This is a genomic window from Microbacterium sp. NIBRBAC000506063, assembly GCF_017968845.1.
GTDB lineage: Bacteria > Actinomycetota > Actinomycetes > Actinomycetales > Microbacteriaceae > Microbacterium.
The window spans coordinates 1,362,673-1,383,309 of record NZ_CP072876.1 but is presented as its reverse complement, the minus strand read 5'-3'; the positions used below and the strand labels follow the sequence as shown (position 1 = coordinate 1,383,309).

General features: G+C 67.0%; 18 protein-coding genes, 5 pseudogenes and 1 riboswitch. Of the genes and pseudogenes, 8 read left to right on the top strand and 15 right to left on the bottom strand.

The genetic code is table 11. From position 1 onward, the window contains the following. Positions 1 to 25 precede the first annotated feature (25 nt). The 3 genes and pseudogenes from KAE78_RS07925 to KAE78_RS07915 all read left to right on the top strand — a co-directional run bounded on the left by KAE78_RS07925 (position 26) and on the right by KAE78_RS07915 (position 2,090). Positions 26 to 1,302 (top strand): annotated as a pseudogene (locus KAE78_RS07925) (SufS family cysteine desulfurase). Next, the gene (gene sufU, locus KAE78_RS07920; RefSeq protein WP_223170471.1) at positions 1,299 to 1,763 is read left to right on the top strand and encodes a Fe-S cluster assembly sulfur transfer protein SufU; all 465 of its coding nucleotides are present in this window, start codon (positions 1,299 to 1,301) and stop codon (positions 1,761 to 1,763) included. Before KAE78_RS07925 ends, sufU begins: the two are co-directional and overlap by 4 nt. Positions 1,764 to 1,793: 30 nt before the next feature. After that, positions 1,794 to 2,090 carry a DUF503 domain-containing protein gene (locus tag KAE78_RS07915; RefSeq protein WP_223170470.1) on the top strand — a complete coding sequence of 99 codons (297 nt, stop codon included), beginning with the start codon at positions 1,794 to 1,796 and terminating at the stop codon, positions 2,088 to 2,090. Positions 2,091 to 2,172: 82 nt separating this feature from the next. Here the strand turns inward: KAE78_RS07915 and KAE78_RS07910 are convergent, their stop codons facing one another. Continuing rightward, a complete protein-coding gene (locus tag KAE78_RS07910; protein WP_262927849.1) occupies positions 2,173 to 2,997 on the bottom strand; it encodes an HNH endonuclease signature motif containing protein in 825 nt (274 codons plus the stop codon). A 339-nt stretch (positions 2,998 to 3,336) separates the two neighbouring features. Here KAE78_RS07910 and KAE78_RS07905 point away from each other — a divergent pair, with 339 nt between their 5' ends. From KAE78_RS07905 to KAE78_RS07890, 4 genes are all read left to right on the top strand, one after another. Next, positions 3,337 to 3,519, top strand: coding sequence for a hypothetical protein (locus KAE78_RS07905; protein WP_223170468.1), 183 nt, complete (start codon positions 3,337 to 3,339; stop codon positions 3,517 to 3,519). Between the two features lie 156 nt (positions 3,520 to 3,675). Further along, positions 3,676 to 3,792: riboswitch (SAM riboswitch) on the top strand. Positions 3,793 to 3,847: 55 nt separating this feature from the next. Next, positions 3,848 to 4,558, top strand: coding sequence for a hypothetical protein (locus tag KAE78_RS07900; RefSeq protein ID WP_223170467.1), 711 nt, complete (start codon positions 3,848 to 3,850; stop codon positions 4,556 to 4,558). After that, positions 4,483 to 4,842, top strand: a complete 360-nt coding sequence (locus KAE78_RS07895) for a hypothetical protein (RefSeq protein WP_223170466.1) — start codon at positions 4,483 to 4,485, stop codon at positions 4,840 to 4,842. The genes KAE78_RS07900 and KAE78_RS07895 overlap by 76 nt, the downstream gene beginning before the upstream one ends. 113 nt (positions 4,843 to 4,955) lie before the next feature. Continuing rightward, a complete protein-coding gene (locus tag KAE78_RS07890) occupies positions 4,956 to 5,486 on the top strand; it encodes a single-stranded DNA-binding protein (protein WP_223170465.1) in 531 nt (176 codons plus the stop codon). A gap of 174 nt (positions 5,487 to 5,660) precedes the next feature. Here KAE78_RS07890 and KAE78_RS07885 read toward each other — a convergent pair. The 3 pseudogenes from KAE78_RS07885 to KAE78_RS07875 form a co-directional block, all read right to left on the bottom strand. Next, positions 5,661 to 7,248, bottom strand: a pseudogene (locus KAE78_RS07885) (cation acetate symporter). After that, positions 7,245 to 7,621 (bottom strand): annotated as a pseudogene (locus KAE78_RS07880) (DUF485 domain-containing protein). The pseudogenes KAE78_RS07885 and KAE78_RS07880 overlap by 4 nt, the downstream one beginning before the upstream one ends. A gap of 64 nt (positions 7,622 to 7,685) precedes the next feature. After that, a pseudogene (locus KAE78_RS07875) lies at positions 7,686 to 9,640 on the bottom strand (AMP-binding protein). Between the two features lie 148 nt (positions 9,641 to 9,788). Between KAE78_RS07875 and KAE78_RS07870 the strand changes: the two are divergent. Then, entirely contained in the window at positions 9,789 to 10,643 is an 855-nt protein-coding gene (locus tag KAE78_RS07870) for a LuxR C-terminal-related transcriptional regulator (protein ID WP_223170464.1), read from the top strand. A gap of 75 nt (positions 10,644 to 10,718) precedes the next feature. Here the strand turns inward: KAE78_RS07870 and KAE78_RS19580 are convergent. The 11 genes and pseudogenes from KAE78_RS19580 to KAE78_RS07815 form a co-directional block, all read right to left on the bottom strand. Then, a pseudogene (locus KAE78_RS19580) lies at positions 10,719 to 10,997 on the bottom strand (hypothetical protein); the annotation flags it as partial. Beyond that, positions 10,994 to 11,452: a nucleotidyltransferase domain-containing protein gene (locus tag KAE78_RS07860; RefSeq protein WP_223170463.1), complete on the bottom strand. Its 459-nt coding sequence runs from the start codon at positions 11,450 to 11,452 to the stop codon at positions 10,994 to 10,996. The gene KAE78_RS07860 and the pseudogene KAE78_RS19580, both read right to left, overlap by 4 nt. Positions 11,453 to 11,605: 153 nt before the next feature. Further along, positions 11,606 to 12,397, bottom strand: coding sequence for a hypothetical protein (locus tag KAE78_RS07855; RefSeq protein ID WP_223170462.1), 792 nt, complete (start codon positions 12,395 to 12,397; stop codon positions 11,606 to 11,608). After that, complete coding sequence (locus KAE78_RS07850) at positions 12,364 to 12,858, bottom strand: TM2 domain-containing protein (RefSeq protein ID WP_223170461.1); 495 nt, start codon at positions 12,856 to 12,858, stop codon at positions 12,364 to 12,366. Before KAE78_RS07850 ends, KAE78_RS07855 begins: the two co-directional genes overlap by 34 nt. An 81-nt stretch (positions 12,859 to 12,939) precedes the next feature. After that, complete coding sequence (locus tag KAE78_RS07845; protein ID WP_223170460.1) at positions 12,940 to 14,118, bottom strand: hypothetical protein; 1,179 nt, start codon at positions 14,116 to 14,118, stop codon at positions 12,940 to 12,942. Next, entirely contained in the window at positions 14,058 to 14,678 is a 621-nt protein-coding gene (locus KAE78_RS07840; RefSeq protein ID WP_223170459.1) for a hypothetical protein, read from the bottom strand. The genes KAE78_RS07845 and KAE78_RS07840 overlap by 61 nt, the downstream gene beginning before the upstream one ends. An 80-nt stretch (positions 14,679 to 14,758) precedes the next feature. Continuing rightward, entirely contained in the window at positions 14,759 to 14,920 is a 162-nt protein-coding gene (locus tag KAE78_RS07835; RefSeq protein WP_223170458.1) for a hypothetical protein, read from the bottom strand. 244 nt (positions 14,921 to 15,164) lie between these two features. Further along, positions 15,165 to 16,562, bottom strand: coding sequence for an IS30 family transposase (locus KAE78_RS07830; protein WP_223170457.1), 1,398 nt, complete (start codon positions 16,560 to 16,562; stop codon positions 15,165 to 15,167). A 180-nt stretch (positions 16,563 to 16,742) separates the two neighbouring features. Continuing rightward, on the bottom strand, positions 16,743 to 18,602 hold the full coding sequence (locus KAE78_RS07825; protein WP_223170456.1) for a DUF262 domain-containing protein: 1,860 nt from the start codon (positions 18,600 to 18,602) through the stop codon (positions 16,743 to 16,745). A 38-nt stretch (positions 18,603 to 18,640) separates the two neighbouring features. Further along, positions 18,641 to 19,795 carry a GIY-YIG nuclease family protein gene (locus tag KAE78_RS07820; RefSeq protein WP_223170455.1) on the bottom strand — a complete coding sequence of 385 codons (1,155 nt, stop codon included), beginning with the start codon at positions 19,793 to 19,795 and terminating at the stop codon, positions 18,641 to 18,643. Further along, positions 19,792 to 20,619, bottom strand: a complete 828-nt coding sequence (locus tag KAE78_RS07815; RefSeq protein ID WP_223170454.1) for a hypothetical protein — start codon at positions 20,617 to 20,619, stop codon at positions 19,792 to 19,794. The genes KAE78_RS07820 and KAE78_RS07815 overlap by 4 nt, the downstream gene beginning before the upstream one ends. Between the last annotated feature and the right edge of the window lie 18 nt (positions 20,620 to 20,637).

Below are 20,637 nucleotides of genomic sequence, written 5' to 3'. Positions count from 1 at the left end.
CCTCGAAGCGCCGTACCCTTGAAGGGTGACCTCCCTCGCCCTCGACTCCCGTGCGCTGCGCGCCGACTTCCCGCTGCTGCAGCGCGAGGTGAACGGGCATCCGCTCGTGTACCTCGACTCCGGCGCCACGAGCCAGAAGCCGCAGGCCGTGCTGGATGCCGAGATCGACTTCCTCACCGGCACGAACTCCGCCGTGCACCGCGGTGCGCACACGCTCGCGGCCGACTCGACCGTGCTGTTCGAGGATGCGCGCGAGACGGTCGCCTCCTTCATCGGGGCGGCTCCCGAGCAGCTCGTCTGGACCGCCGGCGCGACGGCGGGTCTGAACCTCATCGCCTATGCGATCGGCAACGCCTCGGCGGGGCGCGGGGTGCCACGGCGCAGCGATTCGCGCTGGCGCCCGGCGACGAGATCGTCATCACCGAGACCGAGCACCACGCGAACCTCATTCCGTGGCAGGAGCTCGCGGCGCGCACGGGTGCGACGCTGCGGCACATCCCGGTCCTGGATGACGGGCAGCTCGACCTGGATGCGGCGGCGTCGCTGATCGGCGCGCGGACACGGGTCGTCGCGTTCCCGCACGTCTCGAATGTGCTGGGGATCGTCAATCCGGTGTCTTCGCTGGTCGCACTGGCACGCTCCGCCGGCGCACTCGTCGTGCTGGACGCTTGCCAGTCGGTGCCGCATCTGCCGGTCTCCTTCCCCGATCTCGACGTGGACCTCGCGGTGTTCTCGGGCCACAAGATGCTCGGCCCCTACGGCGTCGGCGGCCTCTACGGCCGCGCCGAGGTGCTGGATGCGCTGCCGCCTTTCCTCACGGGTGGATCGATGATCACGACGGTGACGCTCGACGAGGCGGAGTATCTGCCCGCGCCGCAGAAGTTCGAGGCGGGCACGCAGCCGGTCTCGCAGGCGATCGCGCTGGCCGCGGCGGCGCGCTACCTCGACGGCCTCGGGATGCCGGCGGTCGCCGCACACGAGCAGGAGATCTCGGATCGGATGCTGGCGGGCCTCCGGGACATTCCGGGCGTGCGCCTGCTGGGCGACGCGGCGGGTGTGTCTCGTGTGGGCCTGGCCGCCTTCGACATCGAGGGCGTGCACGCGCACGATGCGGGGCAGTTCCTGGATGCCCGCGGGGTCGCCGTCCGCGTCGGGCACCACTGCGCCCAGCCGCTGCACCGCCGATTCGGCGTGACGGCGACGGTGCGGGCGTCGGCATCAGTCTTCACGACCAATGAGGATGTCGATACGTTCCTCTATGCGGTCGCCGACGTGCGCGAGTACTTCGGGGCGGACGCATGAGTCTCGAGTCGCTGTACCAGGAGCTGCTGCTGGATCATTCGAAGCGTCCGGTGGGCAAGGGTCTCGCCGAAGAGACGCCGCTGTCGGCGACGTCGTTCCAGAAGAACCCGATCTGCGGCGACGAGGTGACCCTGCGGGCGCGGGTCGACGAGCAGGGCCGGCTGGCCGAGGTGACCTGGGAGGGGTCGGGCTGCTCGATCTCGCAGGCGTCGGCGTCGATGCTGACCGCGCTCGTGCGGGAGCTGGCGGCCGAGAACGACGGGGTCGTGCCGCGTGCGGAGATCTCGTCGTTGATCGATGGGTTCCGCGAGGCGCTGCGCTCGCGCGGGAAGACGCCGCTGGAAGAAGAGGTCTTCGGTGATGCCGCTGCTCTGTCGGGCGTCTCGAGGTACAGCGCACGGGTGAAGTGCGCGATGCTCGCCTGGGTCGCACTCGAGGACGATCTGGGGCGGCTGGCCTGATCCCACCCACCCGGATGCGAGACTGGCCGCATGTGGATCGGATGGGCGGAGTTCGACATCCTGCTGGGCGATGTCCATTCGCTCAAGGAGAAGCGGAGCGTGATCCGCCCGCTGATCGCCGATCTGAGCCGGCGCACCGAGGTGGCGGTGGCCGAAGTCGGTGCGCATGATCTGCATCGCCGGGCCGCGATCGGGGTGTCGGCGGTGGGGTCGGATGTCGCGCACGTGCGCGACGTTCTCGATCGTGCCGAACGGATGCTGGCCGAGGAGCATCCGGAGATCACGCTGCTGTCGTCGCGGCGCGGGTTGCATTCCAGCGAGGATTGAGCGCACGCTCGGCCGTCACGACCCCGGCGCCTACGACGCCCGACGTGTTCTCCCCGGTAGCGCTCGCCGTTCGCGGGCACGCTCAGGCGGCGAGTCCGAATCGCGCCCGGCCACCCAGCCGTGGCGTGCGGGCGGGGTCGACGTAGGGCGGCGGGAGGAACCAGACGCGCGCATCGACACCGGCCCCGTCGATGCGGATCTCCCACCCGTTGTCGTGGATGCGATGGTGACAGGTCTCGCACAGCAGAACCCCGTTGGACAGATCGGTTCGCCCGCGATGTCGCTGCCACCATTGAATGTGATGCGCCCGGGTCATCTCGGGTGGCAGTCCGCACATCGCGCACCCGCCATCGCGTTCGACCAGTGCCAGGCGTTGCGCCCGGGTGAAGAGTCGTTTCTCCCGACCCCAGTCGAGGATCTCGCTGTCGCCACCGAGAACACAGGGGATCACCCCACCACTCGCGGCCATCCTGCGGGCCGTTGAGATGCTGATCGGCTGGTCGATCCCATCGATTTCCGCCGATCCGGTACCCGCCTGCAGGTCCTCCAGGCTCATTCGGACGATGACCGTCGCCCCGGCCAGGGGAAGTTTCTCACTCTTGCAGCCGAGCACATGCGCGCAGATCGCGCTGAGCGCATCGGCCTGCAGCATCGGCACACTCCGGCGGTCGGCATCCGCCGCATCCGGATCCGGCGCATCCTTACGCGCAGCGAACGCCGCCGACACGTACCCGCGAATCGCGGCCACGACCGGTGCGGCGCTCTCGGCATCGAGCTGTGCGGTGAGGTGCACCATCCCGTCGCGCTCGAACATCGTCACCTGTCGCTTACCGCGCTGCTCCTCGGCCCGCGGCTGCACACCATCCGGGTCCAGCCACGCCTCGGCACGCACGACGAGCTTGCGCACATCATCCAACGAGAGCCCAACCGCCCCGCCACGAGCACCCGCTCACCCTCCGCGATCCGCTCCGCACCGGCCGCGATGCGGCACCGATCGAGCACCGCAATGATCAACGCCGCCGCCGGCGCGCTCAACACGCCCGAAGCCAGCGCCTCACGCACGAGCGGATACTTCGCCGGCAACCGGTCACCCAGAAGATTCGTACGCGGAGCCGTCGCCTCCCCACCTTCACCAGACGAGAGGCGTCACCCGCCGACCCGCCCGTCGCCGCGGCGATGAGCGTCGCCGGCGACCGGAACCCTTGCTGCTTCGCAAGGCTCTCCGCCCCAACTCCGGGCGCGACTGGTGCGCGATCTCCGCAGCTACCTCGGCATGCACCGCATCCAGTCGGCGGTGCAGCGCGGCGATCGCGTCATTCACCTCGATGAGCTGCTCCCTCGACAGGCCACTCGCGTCATCGGCGCCCGCCCACGCATCATCGAGGAGCGACATCCCTCGTGCAACGCGGCCAGTTTCGACATACTTTGAGCGTAGCGGACGCCACAGCGTTTGTCGAATATTTATTCGAGTGAATGCCAAGGGCAGGGTATCTCACGGCGCGGCCAGCGCCGGCATCCGACCTCACATTAGTATTTTTGTTCGCCCGGAGGGAATGTCCCCGACCTCTGCTATCGTTCTGTCCAGGTTCAAGAGCTGCAGCCAGAGGTACCTGGCCGGCTGCACGGCAACCCTCCTCCATCGAGCGGGGTGCCCCAGGGGAAGAACCGGCCCGGCGCATCCGTGTGCGGGCAAGTCGATGGGGCGGCAGGCCGCCCGCGAGGGGTGCGCCGCGGCGCACCCGGACAGGAGCGCTCCCATGAGCACGCACATTCCCGATCCCGACGACATCGGGGCCGTCAGGCCCTTCGCCTCCGATGATGACGCACTGTGGGGCGACATCCCCCGAACCGACAGGCTCTCCTGGCTGCGGATCGCCTCACACCATTGGCCCTTCTTTCCCGGAGCCGCAGTCGGTGGCCTCACAGCGCGATCGCTCGCGCAAGGGCGCATCGTGCACAGCGAGTCTCTGATCCGTGTGGCGCGCAACGCCTTCGACGCCGGGTTCACTCCGGATGAGTATGCGACGCTGCGTCGACTCATCCAGGGGCGCACCCCGGCGCATCTGGTGACCGGGCGCGACCACCGTCCGCAGCACGCCGACGACTACTACGAGATCGATGCCGCCCAGTGGCGCGGATGGCTCGACCTTGTCCGCGCCGGTGAATCCGGGGAGCGCGCACTGGCGATCTTCCTCACCCGCGAGCAGCGTCCCGGAGTCCCCTCGACGACACCCCGCCGGGGCGGACAGGGGCCGATCCGCGGCCCGCGGCATCCGAGAATCGCTTCGCGCACGGGCATGCACCTCTCGGCAGCGGCCTCAACGTGCTCTCGCATCCGGATGCCGCGGGGGCCTACCGTGCCTGGTGGCGGGTTCTGCTCGTCTTCCCTCCGGTGCGCGCCCCGCTGCGCACGGGAACGGGCAAGTACGTCTCGCGGGAGGACGGCCTGGCCTGGGAGGAGGCGCTGAACGGTGTCGCTCGCGCGTTCGAGGCGGCGGGGTTCACGGCCCGGGATCTCTACGTGCTGTATCTCACCCTCGACAGGCTCACCGAGGATCAGTGGGCACGCGTCGACAAGCGCCTGTTCGAGGGCGAGGGCGTGCACACGCGAGACGGCTGGCTTCTCTCGCCCATCGCCGAGAAGTGGGCGGCCTGGCCGCGGCTGGTGCACGACACGGGCCTCCTGCCGCACGAGGCGACCGAGCGGGTGCTCGGCGGGGTGTGGCCGCGACGCTCGGCGGTGATCCTCTAGAACCGCGATCGCCGCGCACCCCAATGTCGGCGACGAGCCCTATGCTGATCTCGTCTCACCGATGAGGCAGTCTCGACACGCGAGATGAAGAGCATACGGAACCGGAGTGAACAATGAACGAGACGATCATCACCATCGTGGGCAACCTCACCGCCGACCCTGAGCTGCGGTACACGCAGTCGGGCGCACCGGTCGCGAGTTTCACGATCGCCAGCACCCCGCGCACCTTCGACCGCGCGGCGAACGAGTGGAAAGACGGCGAGGCCCTCTTCCTCCGCTGCTCCGCCTGGCGAGAGCTCGCCGAGAACGTGGGCGCGTCGCTGACGAAGGGCATGCGCGTGGTCGCGCAGGGCCGCCTGCAGCAACGCAGCTATCAAGACCGCGAGGGCAACAACCGCGTGAGCATCGAGCTGACCGTCGAAGAGGTCGGGCCTTCGCTGCGGTACGCGACGGCGAGTGTGACACGCGCCGAGCGGGCAGGCGGCGGGCGCGGCGCGGGCGCAAGTGCGGGCGCTCCGGCCGGAGGGTCGGATGCCTGGGCGACCGCCGGCGCAGGAACGGCCCCCGCCGCGGCGGGCTCCGGCGGCGCACCGGCGAGCGGCGGCAGCGACTGGGCCGTGTCTGCCGACGAGACGCCATTCTGACCGATTCTCCCGGCGCTGCCCTCGGCGACGACGTCCCCGGCAGCGTGAATCGACGTGCGCATCCCGGTGACGCGCACCGCCGACGGGACCGTGCAACATGCCCCACACGACCGGGCAGCGCGCGCCCGGGCCCCGCCCGTGGCACGCGCTGCCCGCGCCCCTCTTCGCTTGCCCCTAGTGCGAGACCGCCTTCTCGGCACCGTGGCCGGTGAGCGATCTCACATCCATCTCGGCGGCGAGGAGCTTGTCCTCGCGCCGTCGTTCTGTCACCGAGCCCAGCCATCCGAGGAAGAACCCGAGCGGGATCGAGACGATCCCGGGGTTGTTCAGCGGGTAGATGGCGAAGTTCACGCTCTCGCCGAACATCGAGGTCGGCGTTCCGGAGAAGACCGGCGAGAACACGATGAGCAGCACCGACGAGGCGAGTCCGCCGTACATGCTCCACACCGCACCGCGTGTGGTGAACTTCCGCCAGAACAGCGAGTACAGGATCGTCGGCAGGTTCGCGCTGGCCGCGACCGCGAAGGCGAGCGCGACGAGGAAGGCGATGTTCTGCCCCTGCACGCCGATGCCTCCGGCGATGGCGAGCGCGCCGATGACGAGCACCGTGCGGCGCGCCACCTTCACTTCGCCGTCGGGGGCGACCTTGCCCTTCTTGATGACGTTGGCGTAGATGTCATGCGCGAACGAGGCCGCCGCCGTGATGGTGAGTCCGGCGACGACCGCGAGGATCGTCGCGAACGCCACCGCCGAGATGAAGCCCAGCAGCACCGGTCCGCCCAGCGCCAGCGCCAGCAGCGGCGCCGCCGAGTTCACGCCGCCGGGAGCATTCGCGATGGTCTCCGGCCCGACGAGCGCCGCGGCGCCGTAGCCGAGAATGAGCGTGAACAGGTAGAACAGACCGATCAGCCAGATCGCCCACACGACCGAGCGGCGGGCCTCCTTGGCCGTGGGCACCGTGTAGAACCGCATGAGCACGTGCGGGAGTCCGGCCGTGCCGAGCACGAGCGCGATCGCCAGCGAGATGAAGTCCAGGGTTGCCGCCGTACTGCAGGCCCGGTGCCAGGATGACCTCCGGAGGCGTGCGCACCGAGGCGTCGACGGCGGACTGCAGCAGGCCCGGGATGCTGAAGCCGTTGATCGCGAGCACCCAGATGGTCATGCCGCCGGCACCGCCGATGAGCAGGAACGCCTTGACGATCTGCACCCAGGTGGTGCCCTTCATCCCGCCCACGAGCACGTAGGTGATCATGATGACGCCGACGACGGCGACGACGATCGACTGGCCGATGCGACCGTCGATGCCCATGAGCAGCGACACCAGTCCGCCGGCGCCGGCCATCTGGGCCAGCAGGTAGAAGAAGCAGACGGCGAGCGTGGTCGTCGCCGCGGCCATGCGCACGGGGCGCTGGCGCAGCCGGAACGAGAGCACGTCGGCCATGGTGAACTTGCCGGTGTTGCGCATGAGCTCCGCGACCAGCAGCAGTGCGACCAGCCATGCGACGAGGAATCCGATCGAGTAGAGGAACCCGTCGTATCCGTTGATCGCGATCGCTCCCACGATCCCGAGGAAGGATGCCGCCGAGAGGTAGTCTCCCGAGATGGCGAAGCCGTTCTGCGGCCCGGTGAACGACCGGCCGCCGGCGTAGTAGTCGGCCGCCGACTTGTTGGTGCGGCTGGCGCGGATGACGATGAAAAGCGTGACGGCGACGAACGCCGCGAACACCGACATGTTCAGGATGGGGTTGTTCTCCATGCTCATGACGCGGCCTCCTCGGCGTGGGCGAGTTCCTGGGCTTCGAGTCGCTCACGGATCGCGGCGGCCCGAGGGTCGAGCACGCGGTTCGCGAAGGAGACGTATCCCATCGTGATGGCGAAGGTCGTCGCGAACTGGCCCAGGCCGAGCCACAGGCCGACGTTCATCCCCACAGCGGGATCGCCATGAACTCCGGGGCGAATGCGGCCAGCAGCACGTAGCCGAAGTACCAGACGAGGAAGCCGATCGCGAGGGGGAACACGAAGCTCCGGTGCTTGCGCTTCAGCTCGCGGAACTCGGACGAGTCCTCGATCTCGAGGTAGTCGATGGCGGGGGCGCCGCCGGGCGGGGCGACGCTCTGATCAGGTGAGTGGGACATGGGGCCTCCTTGCCTCATAGATGGGTGGGTGAAGGGTCAGTGATCGGATGCGGGCAGGCGACGCTCACCGGAGCGCGGCCGTCTTCACCGGCACCGTGGGCGGCGCCGCGAAGTGGGCGGGAGTGGCGATGGCGGCCTCGAGCGCGTCGAGGACGGCGGGATCCTCGATCGTGGCGGGCGCCTTGTAGGGCTCGCCGTCGACGATCTGGCGCATGGTCTTGCGCAGGATCTTCCCCGAGCGGGTCTTGGGCAGCCGGTCGAGCACGGTGACATCGCGGAATGCGGCGACCGGGCCGATGTGCTCGCGCACGAGCGCGATCAGAGCGGGGGCGAGCACGTCGGGGTGATGGTCTCGCCGTGCTTGAGCGTGACGAATCCGGCGGCGCGCTGCCCCTTGAGCTCGTCGTGCACGCCGATGACGGCGGCCTCGGCGACGGCCGGATGCAGGATCAGCACCTCCTCGAGCTGGCCCGTGGAGAGCCGGTGGCCGGCGACGTTGATGACGTCATCCGTCCGCCCCATGACGAAGAGGTAACCGTCGTCGTCGACGTGTCCGGCATCCCCCGTGGCGTAGTAGCCGGGGAAGGCCTTCAGGTACGAGTCGACGAAGCGCTCTTCGCTGCCCCAGATGCCCAGCAGCGCGCCGGGAGGGAGGGGCAGCCTGATGGCGATGTTGCCCTCGCGGCCCGGGGAGGTGACATCGTCGCCCCGGGAGTCGAGGATGCGCACGTCGAACCCCGGCATGGGCACCGTGGTCGATCCGGCCTTCGCGGGCAGCTTCTCGATGGCGCGCGGGATGGCGCAGATCGACCAGCCGGTCTCGGTCTGCCACCAGTGGTCGACGATGTCGACGCCAAGGCCATCGTTCGCCCAGTGCCACGTCTCGGGGTCGAGACGCTCGCCGGCGAGGAACAGCGCCTGGAGGGCGGAGATGTCGTAGCGCTTCAGTTCTTCGAGCTCGGGGTCTTCACGTCGGATGGCGCGCAGCGCCGTCGGCGCGGTGTACAGCGCCTTCGCGCCGTACTCGGAGACGAGACGCCAGAAGGCTCCGGCATCCGGTGTTCCGACGGGCTTGCCCTCGTAGAGCACGGTCGTGCCGCCGGCGATGAGCGGACCGTAGACGATGAAGGAGTGGCCGACGACCCAGCCGACATCGCTGGCGGTGAAGATCGTGTCGCCGGGGCCGATTTCGTAGATGTTGCGCAGCGCCCACGAGAGGGCGACGGTGTATCCGCCGCTGTCGCGCACGACGCCCTTGGGGCTGCCGGTCGTGCCGGAGGTGTAGAGGATGTACAGCGGGTCCTCCGAGCGCACCGGCACGGGAGCGGCGGGTGCCGCATCCGACTCGATCTCCTCCCAGTCGAGCCACGTGGCGTTCTTGTGGTCGGCGTAGTCGGCGGCCGATCCGGGCACCGCCGCGCGGTCGCGCACGATCACGGCCTCGACGCCCTCTCCGCTGATCTCGAGCGCCCGCTCGACGAGCGGCAGGTACTCGACGACGCGGTTCGGCTCGAGGCCGCCGGATGCCGTGACGATGACCTTCGGGCGGGCGTCCGCGATGCGCGTGGCCAGCTCGCTCGCCGCGAACCCTCCGAAGACGACGGAGTGGATCGCGCCGATGCGGGCCGTCGCGAGCATCGCGATGACTGCCTCGGGAGTCATGGGCAGGTAGATGAGCACGCGGTCGCCGCGGCCGACGCCGATGTTCTGCAGGGCGCCGGCGAAGCGGGCGACGCGGTCGCGCAGCTCGCGGTAGGTGAAGCGCGCCTTCGTGCCGGTCATGGCCGAGTCGTAGATGAGGGCGGTGTTCTCGCCGTGGCCGGCGTCGACGTGCCGGTCGAGGGCGTTGTGGCTGACGTTGAGCTCTGCGCCCGGGAACCACCGCCATTCCGACGCGCTGCGCTCTTCGAGCGCGACGGTGGGCGGAGTGATCCAGTCGACGCTTTCGGCGGCCTCGAGCCAGAACGCGTCGCGGTCGCGGATGCTCCGCGTCCAGATGTCGGTGTACGTGTCGGCCATCACTTCTCCTTCGAAATGCCTGGGGCTTTCCACCTCGGGATGACCCGATTCACGGTGGTAGGGTTCACGGTACGAATCGCGACCGGGGGCGTACCACCTACGAAAGTTGGGGGTGTCCCGGGCGAAGACACTCGACGAGGAGCGAGGGATGCGGCGACCTGAGGAGCCCAACGAGCAGCAGCTGCTCGAAGAGGCGGTCGCCGACCTCGCCGCGGCGACGCACTTCCCGCTGGCCTTCGGCGGCCTCGAATACGGCGGCGCGGTGACGATCGCCTCGCTCGTCGGCAACCGCACGCACAGCCTCGACGGCCTGCGCATCCAGCCCGAGCGCGGCCTCGGCGGCAAGGCGATGGCCGAGCGGCGTCCGCGCATCACGGGCAACTACGAGACGTCCAAGCACATCACGCACGACTACGACGACCGGGTGCTGCCCGAGGGCATCGTGACGCTGCTGGCGGTGCCGGTCGTCGTCTCCGGACGCACCCGCGGCATCCTCTACGGCGGTTCGCACTCCTTCGCGCCGGTGGGCGACGTGTTCGCCAAACCCGCTCTCGCGATCGCCGACAAGCTGGGGCAGGAGATCCGCGTGCGCGACGAGGTCGCCCGCCGTCTCGCGCTCGTCGCCCCCGAGGCCGAGATCGCGCCGCGGCTCGCGCCCGCACAGCAGCAGGATCTACGCGAGAGCTACGCCGAGCTGCGCACGATCGCCGCCGGCGTCGAGGACCCGGCGCTGCGCGAGAAGCTGCAGGCGGTCGAGCGGCGCCTGGCCGGGCTCAGCCTGTCGGGTGCGCAGCAGGCGATGACCGACGTCAAGCTCTCACCGCGCGAGATCGACGTACTGGCCTGCGCCGCGCTCGGCTACCGCAACGCCGAGGTCGGCCACGTGCTGGGCCTGACCGAGAGCACTGTGAAGAGCTACCTGAGCGCCGCGATGTCGAAGCTGGACGCCTCGACACGGCACGCCGCGGTGGCGGCGGCGCGGAAGCAGGGGATCATCCCTTAGCGGTCCCCGCTCCTCCCGCACCAGCACAGCCAGCGCCGGGAAGCTGTCGGTCACCGTGCGCCAGAGCATCTCCTCATCCACGCGATCGTAGTGATGCACGACGAAGTCACGGTGGCGCGCGGCCGCTCGCCATGACGGGTGAGAGAAGCGTGCGGCATCCGATGTCACGAGCCTCTTCGCCAGGTCTCCGACGCGGTTCGACAGCGCTTCGAACGCCAGGGGGATCGCCGGGTCATCGAGGTAGGCGTCTTTGCCTCGATCGGCGAGCTCGGCGGCCTGACGGAGGGCGTCTGCGAGGTCGGCCAGCCAGCGCTCGGAGCGATCCGGTACGTCGTCGGGGCCGGCCTGCGTCACAGCACGACCGCCTCGCGAAGCATATGCGCGTCTCGCTGGGCATCCAGCGAGGTCACGGGTACGACGGTGACCGGGGTGCCGATCAGCGCCTCCATGTCGATCTCGAACTGCGCGATGTCGAACAGCGTGGCGTCAGGGTCGGGCGTGACGAGCAGATCGACGTCGCTGCCGGCGGCCTGCTCGCCCCGCGCGACCGAACCGAACACGCGAACCTCGCTCAGGCGAGACATCTGCGCCAGTCGCCCGATGATCGGCGCGAGTCGGCGCAGACGGTCAAGGGTCGGCCCCGGAGCATCGGATGCCGCAAACTGCATATACGCGTCGTACGGCAGCAGCACCGCCTCTGGCCTGCGGTGGGATCCGATGATCACGGGCGCGGCATCCGGGTCCTGTCGGAACTCGGCGAGCGCGCGGGAGAGACCCGCGCGGGCCTCGGCAACCGGGATGACCTCCATGGCTCTCACCTCCGGTTCCGTGTCTGTGTGAGTGACTCGCGCACGCCACATTGCGCGATTATGTACATAAAAGTGTACAACTTAGCCAGGCGATGCGATGCGTGGATTCCGCGGAAGCGCGAAGCGGCCGGTGCTGTCGAAGCGCCGGATGAACTACCGGTCCCCCGCCGCCTGGTCGAAGTCGCGCTGCCAGTCGTCGTGCGCCTTGCGCGGACCCATGAGTCCGTCGAGCGCGACCTCGAAGACGAGGCCGCGGTGGGCGTTGACCTGACGGATGTTCGCGATCACCTGCGCATCGACCGCTCCGAGCGCGCTCTGCACTTCGCGGGCGCGACGGTCCGGGTCCTCCCAGAGGCGCGGATGCGCGAGCAGGTCGAGCAGATAGTCATCGCCCAAGGCCCTCGCGAGCCTGGCGAGCTTGTCGTCGTACTCGACCTCGGCGATGCCTCGCTGCTGCGCGTCGGACTTGGCCGCCAGACGCCGGAAGAGCTCGCTCACGTTCTGCACGAGAGCGTCGATCTGGGAGCCCACGGCGCCTGCGACCTGATCGCCCGCGACGGATCTCTGCGTGAACTGCATCCGCAGTGCCGCCAGCGCATGGAGACGCGCGCGGATGCGCGCGGGCACCGGATCGACGACCCGCGCTGCCTCCGCCGCACGGTTCTTCTTGCGACGGCGCCCGATCGCGATCGCGCCCAGCGTGACGCCCCCGGCCGCGATCAGCCCGAGCAGGCCCCACCCGAACGGCGTCGGGCCGTCGCTCCCGACCGAAGCGGCGATCGTCACGAGAAGGATGTTGGCGAGCACCCCGGCTCCGAAGACCGCGCCGACGATGATCCAGGCCGTGGTCTTGTTCTTCTCGTAGCCGGCCAGCCGTCGCCCCTGCGCATCGCGCTGCGCTCCGAAGAGCGTCATGAGCAGGTCGATGAGGTACCAGATCCCCATCCGCCGAACGTGAAGAGCTTCGCGAGCCCCGTACCGACCTTGCCGAGATAGAAGCGGTCGATGCCGAACATCCCGAAGAAGAACGAGAGCAGCACCGTGAGGAGATAGTTCTTGTCGCCCTCCGGTGGGACGCCGCCGCCCGGCACGACCGGAGCGGGCAGGTTCACATACGGCGACGCGCCGTACTGCGGAGGCGGAGCGTAGCGCGGCGGCTGCGAAGGCTGCCCGTACGGAGGGGGCCCGTACGGCGCGGGAGGGTTGCCCGACACGTCGCACCTCCCCAGGCTGTCTGCGGCATCCGACACGATCGCCTCTGCCGTCTGAGCCCTCAGTGTAGCGAGCACCGCCGACGTTGCGATCGGGTGCCGCGGCCGGCGCAGCGTGAAGGGGCCACCGAACGACCCCGAAGGACCGGTCGCCTGCGCGACGGCTCCCCGCGCGATGTCGGATGCGACTGGCATGCTGAATCCACGACATCAAGGGGAGGTGAGGCGACATGATCTTCGTCGTCCTTGTGCTGGCGGGCCTTGTGCTGGCGTTGATCACGCTGCCGCTCTTCGTCGGTTTCCTGGCGCTGGTGAGCCCTGAGTTTCGCGAACTCTTCCGCGATCTCTTCGTGAGCATGAAGGATGCCCTCGTCGCCCGATTCCGCCGTTGACGGCGCCGCCGTGCCATCCCCGCGACGAAGCACGGCCGAGACGGTCCCGGTTCGGCTCGGTCTCGGCGCAGAGGGAGACGGCGCCGTCACCCCGCGACGACCACGCACCGATACCGCGCCCGCGTGAGGCCGACGTAGAGCAGGTCGAACCAGTCGAGCCCCTGCTCGCGCACGAAGGCGATCGCGTCGTCGCCGACATCGGTGAGGACCACGGCCTCCGCGTCGAGGCCCTTGTACTTGAAGATCGAGCCCCAGCGCACACGGCCCGACGGCGCCTGGGGCGCGGGTGCGGGCGGGGTGGCCGGAGAGTCGGATGCCGCGGCATCCGACACCGCAGGCCCTCCCCTGATACCGGGCGCAGGCGCTCGCGCAGCCAGCGCTCCTCCTTCGTGAAGTGCTCGGCGGCCAGCAGTCTGCCCACCAGCGAGCGGTGTTCCCCGAAAGGGCTGAGCACGACGATGTCGTGTGCTTGATGCTCCTTGAGCAGCTCCCGCAGGGCTTCGGCGAGCGCACCCGCGGCCTCACTCGCATCCGCGGCGTTCTTGATCGCCAGCGGTTTGTCGATCGTCGAGGTCACCCGGTGACCCAGGTAGCCGAAGCGCCGCGACAGCAGGTTCTCGGCCGATGCCGCCAGGCCGCTGACCTGCCGAAGCCCGCGTCGCAGAGCCACATGCACGAGGTCGGGCACGCGCTCCCGCGCGACCGCGTAGGGGTCCACCTGCTCGGCCGCGGGCCGGAGGATCTGTTGGCGCGCATCGCCGGCGAACGCCAGCTTCACCCCCGTCGCCGACCCCGTCGACGACAGTGCGAGCAGCAGGTCGAGCACGGCGGGGAAGCCCGCGATGTCCTGGAACTCGTCGACGCAGATCGCGTCGTAGGCGCCGCGTGAAGGGTCCTCGGCGAGCGCAGCGATCGCGAGGCGCGGGAGTTCTTCCGTGTACCACTGCCGGCCGGCATCCGATGGGTTCTCGTCGAGCCCCGCGATCTTCAGCATGAGCGTGTTCAGGTCGGCGACGACCACGTCGCGGTTCGTGCGGAGCGTGTCGCGCAGCTCGTCGGCCATGAGCAGGTTCCAGCAGGTGACGAGGGTGCGAGCCGCCAGCGCTTGGCGAGCTGGGCGAGCAGGTAGCTCTTGCCGGTGCCGGCGGGGCCGTCGAAGTAGATGTGGTCGTTGCGGTCGATCGTGTCGAGCACGGTCCGCTGCTGCTTGAGCAGGCTGCCTTCGTCGTCGAGGCGCTCGAGCTTGCGGTCGGCGAGGGTGCGCCCGCCTTCGAAGTCGCCGATCAGCGCCGCGGCGATGGTCTCGACGTGCTCGGCGGTCATCGTGTCGGGGTTGTGCGCGACCCCGTCGACCTGCGAGTACCAGGCGTCGTACTCGCCGAGCACATTCTCGACGAGCGCGGTCGGATGCTGCAGGTCGTCGCGCCACGCGAGCTCCCACTCGAAGAACTGCATGTCGCCCGGGGTGGAGTTGTGGAACTGGTGCCGACCGAGCGAGGTGAACCACACGAGCCGCGCGATGGGTTCGTCCCCGACGAGGATCTCGCGCTGCTTCAAGTAGCCGCGGAGGCTCCGGATGCTGCCATCCAGCTGATCGAACGGGCTCTTGCCCGGGTTCGGCACGCGGTCGAGCCGCCACTCGCCGTCCTTGTACTCGACGTACTCGGGGTTCTTCGCCTCGATGACGACGATCCCCCGCCCCGCTACCTCCGGTCGTTGAGCGAGCGAAGCGAGACGAAACGCAGCTTCAATGCCGGCACCGTTTCACGCCGATTATCGACAGTTGCACCGGTCGCCCCGGCGAACGCGTCGAAGATGCGCTTCTCCGACACGTTCGCACCCTTGCGCGGGCGCAGCGGAATCATTCGGGTCATGCTTCGGATGCTAGCGGGCTGCCGCCCTCTCAATGGCGGTGACAGGTGCGCGGCGCCGCGAATGTCGGAGGACTCTGGCACGCTGAGTCCGCACATCAAAAGAGGGGGAGCTCATTTGCGGGATTCGACTCAGCTCGGCGAATAGTGGCTGCGCGGGCCGATTCCTCGACGGCTCGTGCCCTTCTAGAGTCTTTCGAAACCCAACAACCACGACGACGACGATCACTGACCAGGTTCAACCGGTCGTTGCAACACCGGGTTGTTGGAGCAACAGTAGCTGCTCGTTGAATGCCTCGGCTGGTGTCCTCCAGCCGAGCGTCTTGCGTGGCCTTGTGTTGAGGGCATAGGCGACGGCGTCGATCTCCTCGGCGGACCATCGCGAGAGGTCCGTGCCTTTCGGAAAGTACTGGCGGAGCAGGCCGTTGGTGTTCTCGTTCGTGCCGCGCTGCCAAGGTGATTGTGGGTCGGCGAAGAACACCGGGATACCGGTCTCGACTCGGAACTGGGCGTGCGCAGACATCTCCTTGCCGCGATCCCAGGTCAACGACCGGGCCAGCTGCTCCGGCAGCGTCGACATCGTGTTCGTCAGCGCTTTCGCCATCGTCACCGCGCCATACCCGGCCAGCGCTGGCCCGTTCTTCGGGGTCTCCTTATGCCGGTAGCCTTCCTCGCGTGGGAGGTGAACAAGCAGCGTGTAACGAGTCGCACGTTCGACGACGGTGCCGACCGCAGAACGTTCCAGTCCAATCAGCAAGTCGCCCTCCCAATGCCCGGGAACGGCGCGATCCTCAACCTCAGCGGGACGCTCACTGATCAGCGTCTCCGGGGTCACGTGGGCCCAGGTCTTGCGCCTGGAGCGTTCCCGTGGGGCGCGGAGCGCTCGTCCGGTACGCAGACACCACACCAGCTCGCGTTTGAGCGCGCCCCGCCCCTCGATATAGAGCGACTGGTAGATCGCTTCGTGGCTGATGCGCATGGAATCATCATCCGGGAAGTCGATGCGGATCCGGTTCGCGATCTGCTCAGGACTCCACGCCCACGACCACGGCCGGTCCTTCCGGTGCGGCTTGTTCCGGCCCGTGAACTTCGGCACCTCAGGACCAGCCACGACAGCACCGTCGGGCATCACGATCTGCCCGGAGAGACGTTCCTCAACGTAATCCCGCAGTCTCGGGTTCGCGACGAGTTTGGCGACCTTGGGTCGCTTCGCGGCGATGTCCGACTTCCACTGCGCGACGGACGCTCGATAGTCCCGTTTGCTGCCCCGGGTCGCAGCGTTGCGCCGCAGCTCGCGGGAGATCGTCCCCGGGTCGCGTCCGACGCGTCGGGCTATCTCACGAACACCGCAGTCTTGCGCGTTGAGGATCGCGATCTCCTCCCGCTCCGCGAATGACAGATACCTGCCGGAGGGTGGTTTGCTCAGATCGAACGGCGGCATGCCGCCAGCGTTATGGAACCACCGCCCACCGACCGGCTGCGACACCCCAACCCGAGCCGCCGCCTCTTCAGGCAGCAACCCTTTCGCGATCTCGACCCAGAACCTGTGCTGCACCTCTCGAGAGATCGGCGGTGTGCCCGGCGACCGCAACTTCGGTCTGATCGCCCGATCCGCATCCTGCTGACGACGTCCCATCACACACCTCCCACTCGAGGTGTTGCGACGACCAATTGAATCCGCCCTGTCAGCAACAGTCACGTATGCGACATCGAGAGCCTTTGTGCCGCCAAAGCGACGCATCGATCGCTCGGAATGCAGGTTCCCACCACGTGCGAGATCATCGCAAGGCAAGGTCACTGATGTATGGCACTGCCATCAATCTGGTTCGCGGGCGATTGGTGGTGAACCCCAGATGCGGATGGCAACGTCCGCGAAAATCGACGCCCGTTGCGCAATCGAGTCCTCTCCCCAAGACTCTGACGCGGCGATGTCGTAGTTGATGACGAGACTGCGCTGCTTCTGGAACTCAGGTCGCTTGATGTCCCAGCCGAGATTGGAGACGTCGTTGTTGAATGTACCGGTCACAAGCGTCAGATTTCCGATCCGATCCACAATCGCGTCACGCTCATCCCTCCGCACAACCCAATCAGGGTCAGAGTCGTCGGCGGCGACCGGATGCGTCTTCTCGTCGAAGATCGGCCAGTGAGCGACCCACGACCGGGGCATAACATGCTCGATTTGCAGGGCGTCGTACTCGACAATCGCCTCGGGTTCGTGGGGATTCTCTGACCGCAACTGCTGGTCGATTGACCCCAGGAGGACACGGATACGGCTTTGCGCCATGCCGTTGTAAAATTGTCGTCCATCAAAGGCTCGTCGCACGTCGTCGTCGGTCGGCCAGGTCAACGCGTTGTCACGCAAGGCTCCCCGGACGGTACCAACGATATTCCCGCCACTACGAAGAGCCGCCTTTGCGTCCTTGAGGATCTTAGCTAGCAGCGCACCATACCCACGTGTCTGCCAGCCAACGAGTGCGCGCCGCAAAGCCCACGACTCGATGGCCTGCACCGCATGAACATGGTCTTCCAGCGACAACTCCTCCTCCGCCAGCGTTGCGAGCCACGTCAGCAACGGGACGGCGGTCGTGATGTCGAGGGCACGCAGCCGACGGTAGGCGACTGTTAGTCGCTTGTCCGGGGCTGGGAGCTTCTCGTAAACGGTCTGATACGCCTGCGCAAATGCGTCCAATTCCTCGAGAGCATCTTGCGTGTCCGGACCGTCGTTGAGATAGGTTCGCGCTTCCCGGTACAGGTGGCCAACATTAGCTTCCTCACCGGTCGCGGCGGTCAGCCAGACCGACAGGAGGACATCGCGACGGCCACGCGCCGCGTGGCCGCGCCCGATAGTCTCCTTCCACCACTTGTCGTCGAACTGTGCCCAATAGTCGTTGTAGAGCTTCTCAACGTCCTCCTCGTCGAGCTCTGCCCGCAGGAAAAGCAGATTCTTGACGAGGTCGATTGCCGAAAGGGGTGTCTGCCGACCATTGAGAACCTCGAAGATGACTTGCGCATCATCGTTGTCATCAAGATCGATAACGACCAGCTTGAAGAGACTTGACACCGCGTCTGCAAGAGCCGCCAACCTACCCAGGTCGATCTCGTCGCCCTCCAACGCGTACTCGCGCGCCGCATCAGCGAAAAAATGACGCGCTTCCATATACAGATGGTCGGTCTGCGTCACTGAAGATTCGTCGCCCATCGCGGATGGCCAAACTTCCCTATCCTTGCGCCGGGGCCACAGTTTGAAGATCTCTTCTGATGACTCAACGACATCATCGGGGTTGAACAGCATCCGTCGCACCGACTTCGTTCGCTCCGAACCCGACTCGTTTAGTACGTCGAGCAACCCACGGATCATGAGTTGGATCGTTGTCAGCCGCTGTTGCCCATCGATCACAGATCGAAGAGCAACCCCACCCGTCGCGAACGGGAGGCTCGCACAGACGATGGCACCGAGGAAGTGCGGTGAAATGCTCTGCTCCTTCGACTTCAGTGTCGACCCTTCGGCACCGCTCGTACGCACCTCAATCAGTCGGTCGGCGGTGGTAGCGAGGTCATCGAAGAGTAGTTCCCACTGGCCCTTACGAGTCCACTCGTAGTCTCGTTGGAACGTCGGGATGACGTATCGGCGCTCGGGTTTGAGGATCTCTTGAAGAGGGTAGGTCTTTGCGTCCACTAGCGGTCTGCTCCCGTTCTAACTTGCGTAGCTCACCATCACACCCGCGGCTTGAGCGCCTTGTTAACCATGTCGTACTCGAAGTCGACGATGCCGCCCGACGCGATCATTGCCACCGCCTGGTCGATCACCTCGAGCGGAACAACGTACCACTCAGAAGGTTCGTAGCGGCGTCCGTCTTTGCCGACCTGGCTGACGTCGAGTCTGACCTCGGCAAACACTCGGTGCAGAAGATTCTCCAGGGCCGAGGTCTTCATGTTGTATGTGCGATAACTAGCCAGGATCTCCACGGGAGCCATGAGATACGTAGGCTGCTTCTCCGCGTGGGCGATCCGCGCTTCCACTGGACCACGTGAGAACCCGATCTTGTGGAGGTCCGCGATGCCTGCGATCTGCGGGTCGTCGCTCAGCGAGCGCAGGACGTAGACGTATCCCGTCGCGACGTCGTCGGCGAGGATCGACTCAAACGCGGCAGGGACGACAGCCTGGCCGTGTCCCTCGCCCATGCGGATACCGAGCGACTGGCGATACATCGAGGACTCAGTCCCGTTCTCGAAGATGACGCGCAACCGCTCACGTCGGTTCACGCGCACCGTGGTCGTCTTGTACTGAGTCTCGCCAACATCGGCAATGAAGAGCATCACCCCGTTAAGGACAAAAAAGGATCCCTCTACGATGTGTTGCATACCCGGGAAAGACACGAGCTTCGCGGTACCGTCGGCTAACTCCGCATGCTTCTGCTGGAACAGCGGCTCGAACTGTTCGAAATCCTCTGCGCGAACGCGCTGCGCAGCATCAGCGGTCGCCTCGGGACTCTTGCGCTGTGGCAGGTCAGAGGTGTCGAGGATCCCCGTGCCGTCATCGAGCAGCCCGAGATCGTCACCGTCGAGCAGATCATCGAGCGAGGCTGGCGCTTCCGGTTCTGTGAGCAGCCCAAACTCATCGAGGTGCTTCAGCGCGGCGATCTTGTCCTCGTTCGCCAGGATACCGTCGAGCCGAGCGCCAAGCTTGCGCTCTGCGATCTCTCGGGTGTCCGAGCGTGGTACCCGACCGTGCTCGCGATAGAACTCGACGATCTCCAGGAACGACCGTTCCAGCCGATCGGAACTCGTCAGCTTGGGCGCCTTCTCCGGAGTATCGAGGAGGCCGTCTTCGTCCGAGTCGAAGATGCTCTGGAAGTCGACGCCGCTCATGACTCCTGCAATCTCTGCTGGGCTTGGTGCTCACGCTTCTTCTTACGCAGGAACAGCAGCGCCTCACCGTAGCGCTTCTCGGTCAGGTCATCGCTGCGCACGTCAGGCTGGCGCCGGTTAACCTTGGCGAACTGCTGGATCTTGGGCCAGAGCAGGAGCGCCTCTTCCTCAGTGATCTCGATTCGGGTCGCCGTGATGGTGTCCTGGATGATGCGCAACACCTGCGGTGTTACGGACTTGGAGAGAACCTCGAAGGCGCGTTGGAATGGGTTCACCGTGTCGATCAGGTTGATGTCGATGTCGTCGATGTTGACGAACTTGTCCGACATCTTGATGAACCGCTTGTCTCCAACCTCCTTCACCTCGCCATTCTTGATCACCGAGTCCACGACGACCTGCTGACGCAGCTCCTCGACCTGGCTCTCGTTGAGGTCGGGATACCGCTCGCGGATGATCTTCGGGATCAGCACCTTGTTCGTGACCTCGGCGTCGAGGTTGCCCGCCGCTGCTTTGACGAAGGTGTCGTCCTGCAGAATCGTCGCCTTGAGGTCGTTCAGGTCGGTGGCGACGATTTGCTTCACACGGTCTGTCGAGGGCTCCTTGAAGCCCTTGATGCGCAGTTCGCCTGGCTTCGGGGCGTCATCGTTGCCCGTCTTGGTCTTGAAGGTGAAGTTCGGCGCGAGCACCTGCTCCATGAGTAGGGACGCCGTGATCGCTTTGAGCATGCTGTTGACCGACAGCTTCACCTCGTCGGTGGTCGCGTCGGGTTGAGCGATGAGGTTGGTGAACTTCGCGTGTTTCTTGCCGGGGCTGTCTCTCGTCACCCGGCCGATGATCTGGAT

Bases quoted from the DNA above. Each gene is read 5' to 3' on its own strand.
- KAE78_RS07845 (WP_223170460.1), bottom strand. From the start codon at position 14,118: ATGGCCGACGAGCTGCGCGACACGCTCCGCACGAACCGCGACGTGGTC.
- KAE78_RS07890 (WP_223170465.1), top strand. From the start codon at position 4,956: ATGAACGAGACGATCATCACCATCGTGGGCAACCTCACCGCCGACCCT.
- KAE78_RS07860 (WP_223170463.1), bottom strand. From the start codon at position 11,452: ATGGAGGTCATCCCGGTTGCCGAGGCCCGCGCGGGTCTCTCCCGCGCG.
- KAE78_RS07850 (WP_223170461.1), bottom strand. From the start codon at position 12,858: ATGCCAGTCGCATCCGACATCGCGCGGGGAGCCGTCGCGCAGGCGACC.
- KAE78_RS07855 (WP_223170462.1), bottom strand. From the start codon at position 12,397: ATGGGGATCTGGTACCTCATCGACCTGCTCATGACGCTCTTCGGAGCG.
- KAE78_RS07820 (WP_223170455.1), bottom strand. From the start codon at position 19,795: ATGAGCGGCGTCGACTTCCAGAGCATCTTCGACTCGGACGAAGACGGC.
- sufU (WP_223170471.1), top strand. From the start codon at position 1,299: ATGAGTCTCGAGTCGCTGTACCAGGAGCTGCTGCTGGATCATTCGAAG.
- KAE78_RS07915 (WP_223170470.1), top strand. From the start codon at position 1,794: ATGTGGATCGGATGGGCGGAGTTCGACATCCTGCTGGGCGATGTCCAT.
- KAE78_RS07900 (WP_223170467.1), top strand. From the start codon at position 3,848: ATGAGCACGCACATTCCCGATCCCGACGACATCGGGGCCGTCAGGCCC.
- KAE78_RS07835 (WP_223170458.1), bottom strand. From the start codon at position 14,920: ATGATTCCGCTGCGCCCGCGCAAGGGTGCGAACGTGTCGGAGAAGCGC.
- KAE78_RS07830 (WP_223170457.1), bottom strand. From the start codon at position 16,562: ATGGGACGTCGTCAGCAGGATGCGGATCGGGCGATCAGACCGAAGTTG.
- KAE78_RS07870 (WP_223170464.1), top strand. From the start codon at position 9,789: ATGCGGCGACCTGAGGAGCCCAACGAGCAGCAGCTGCTCGAAGAGGCG.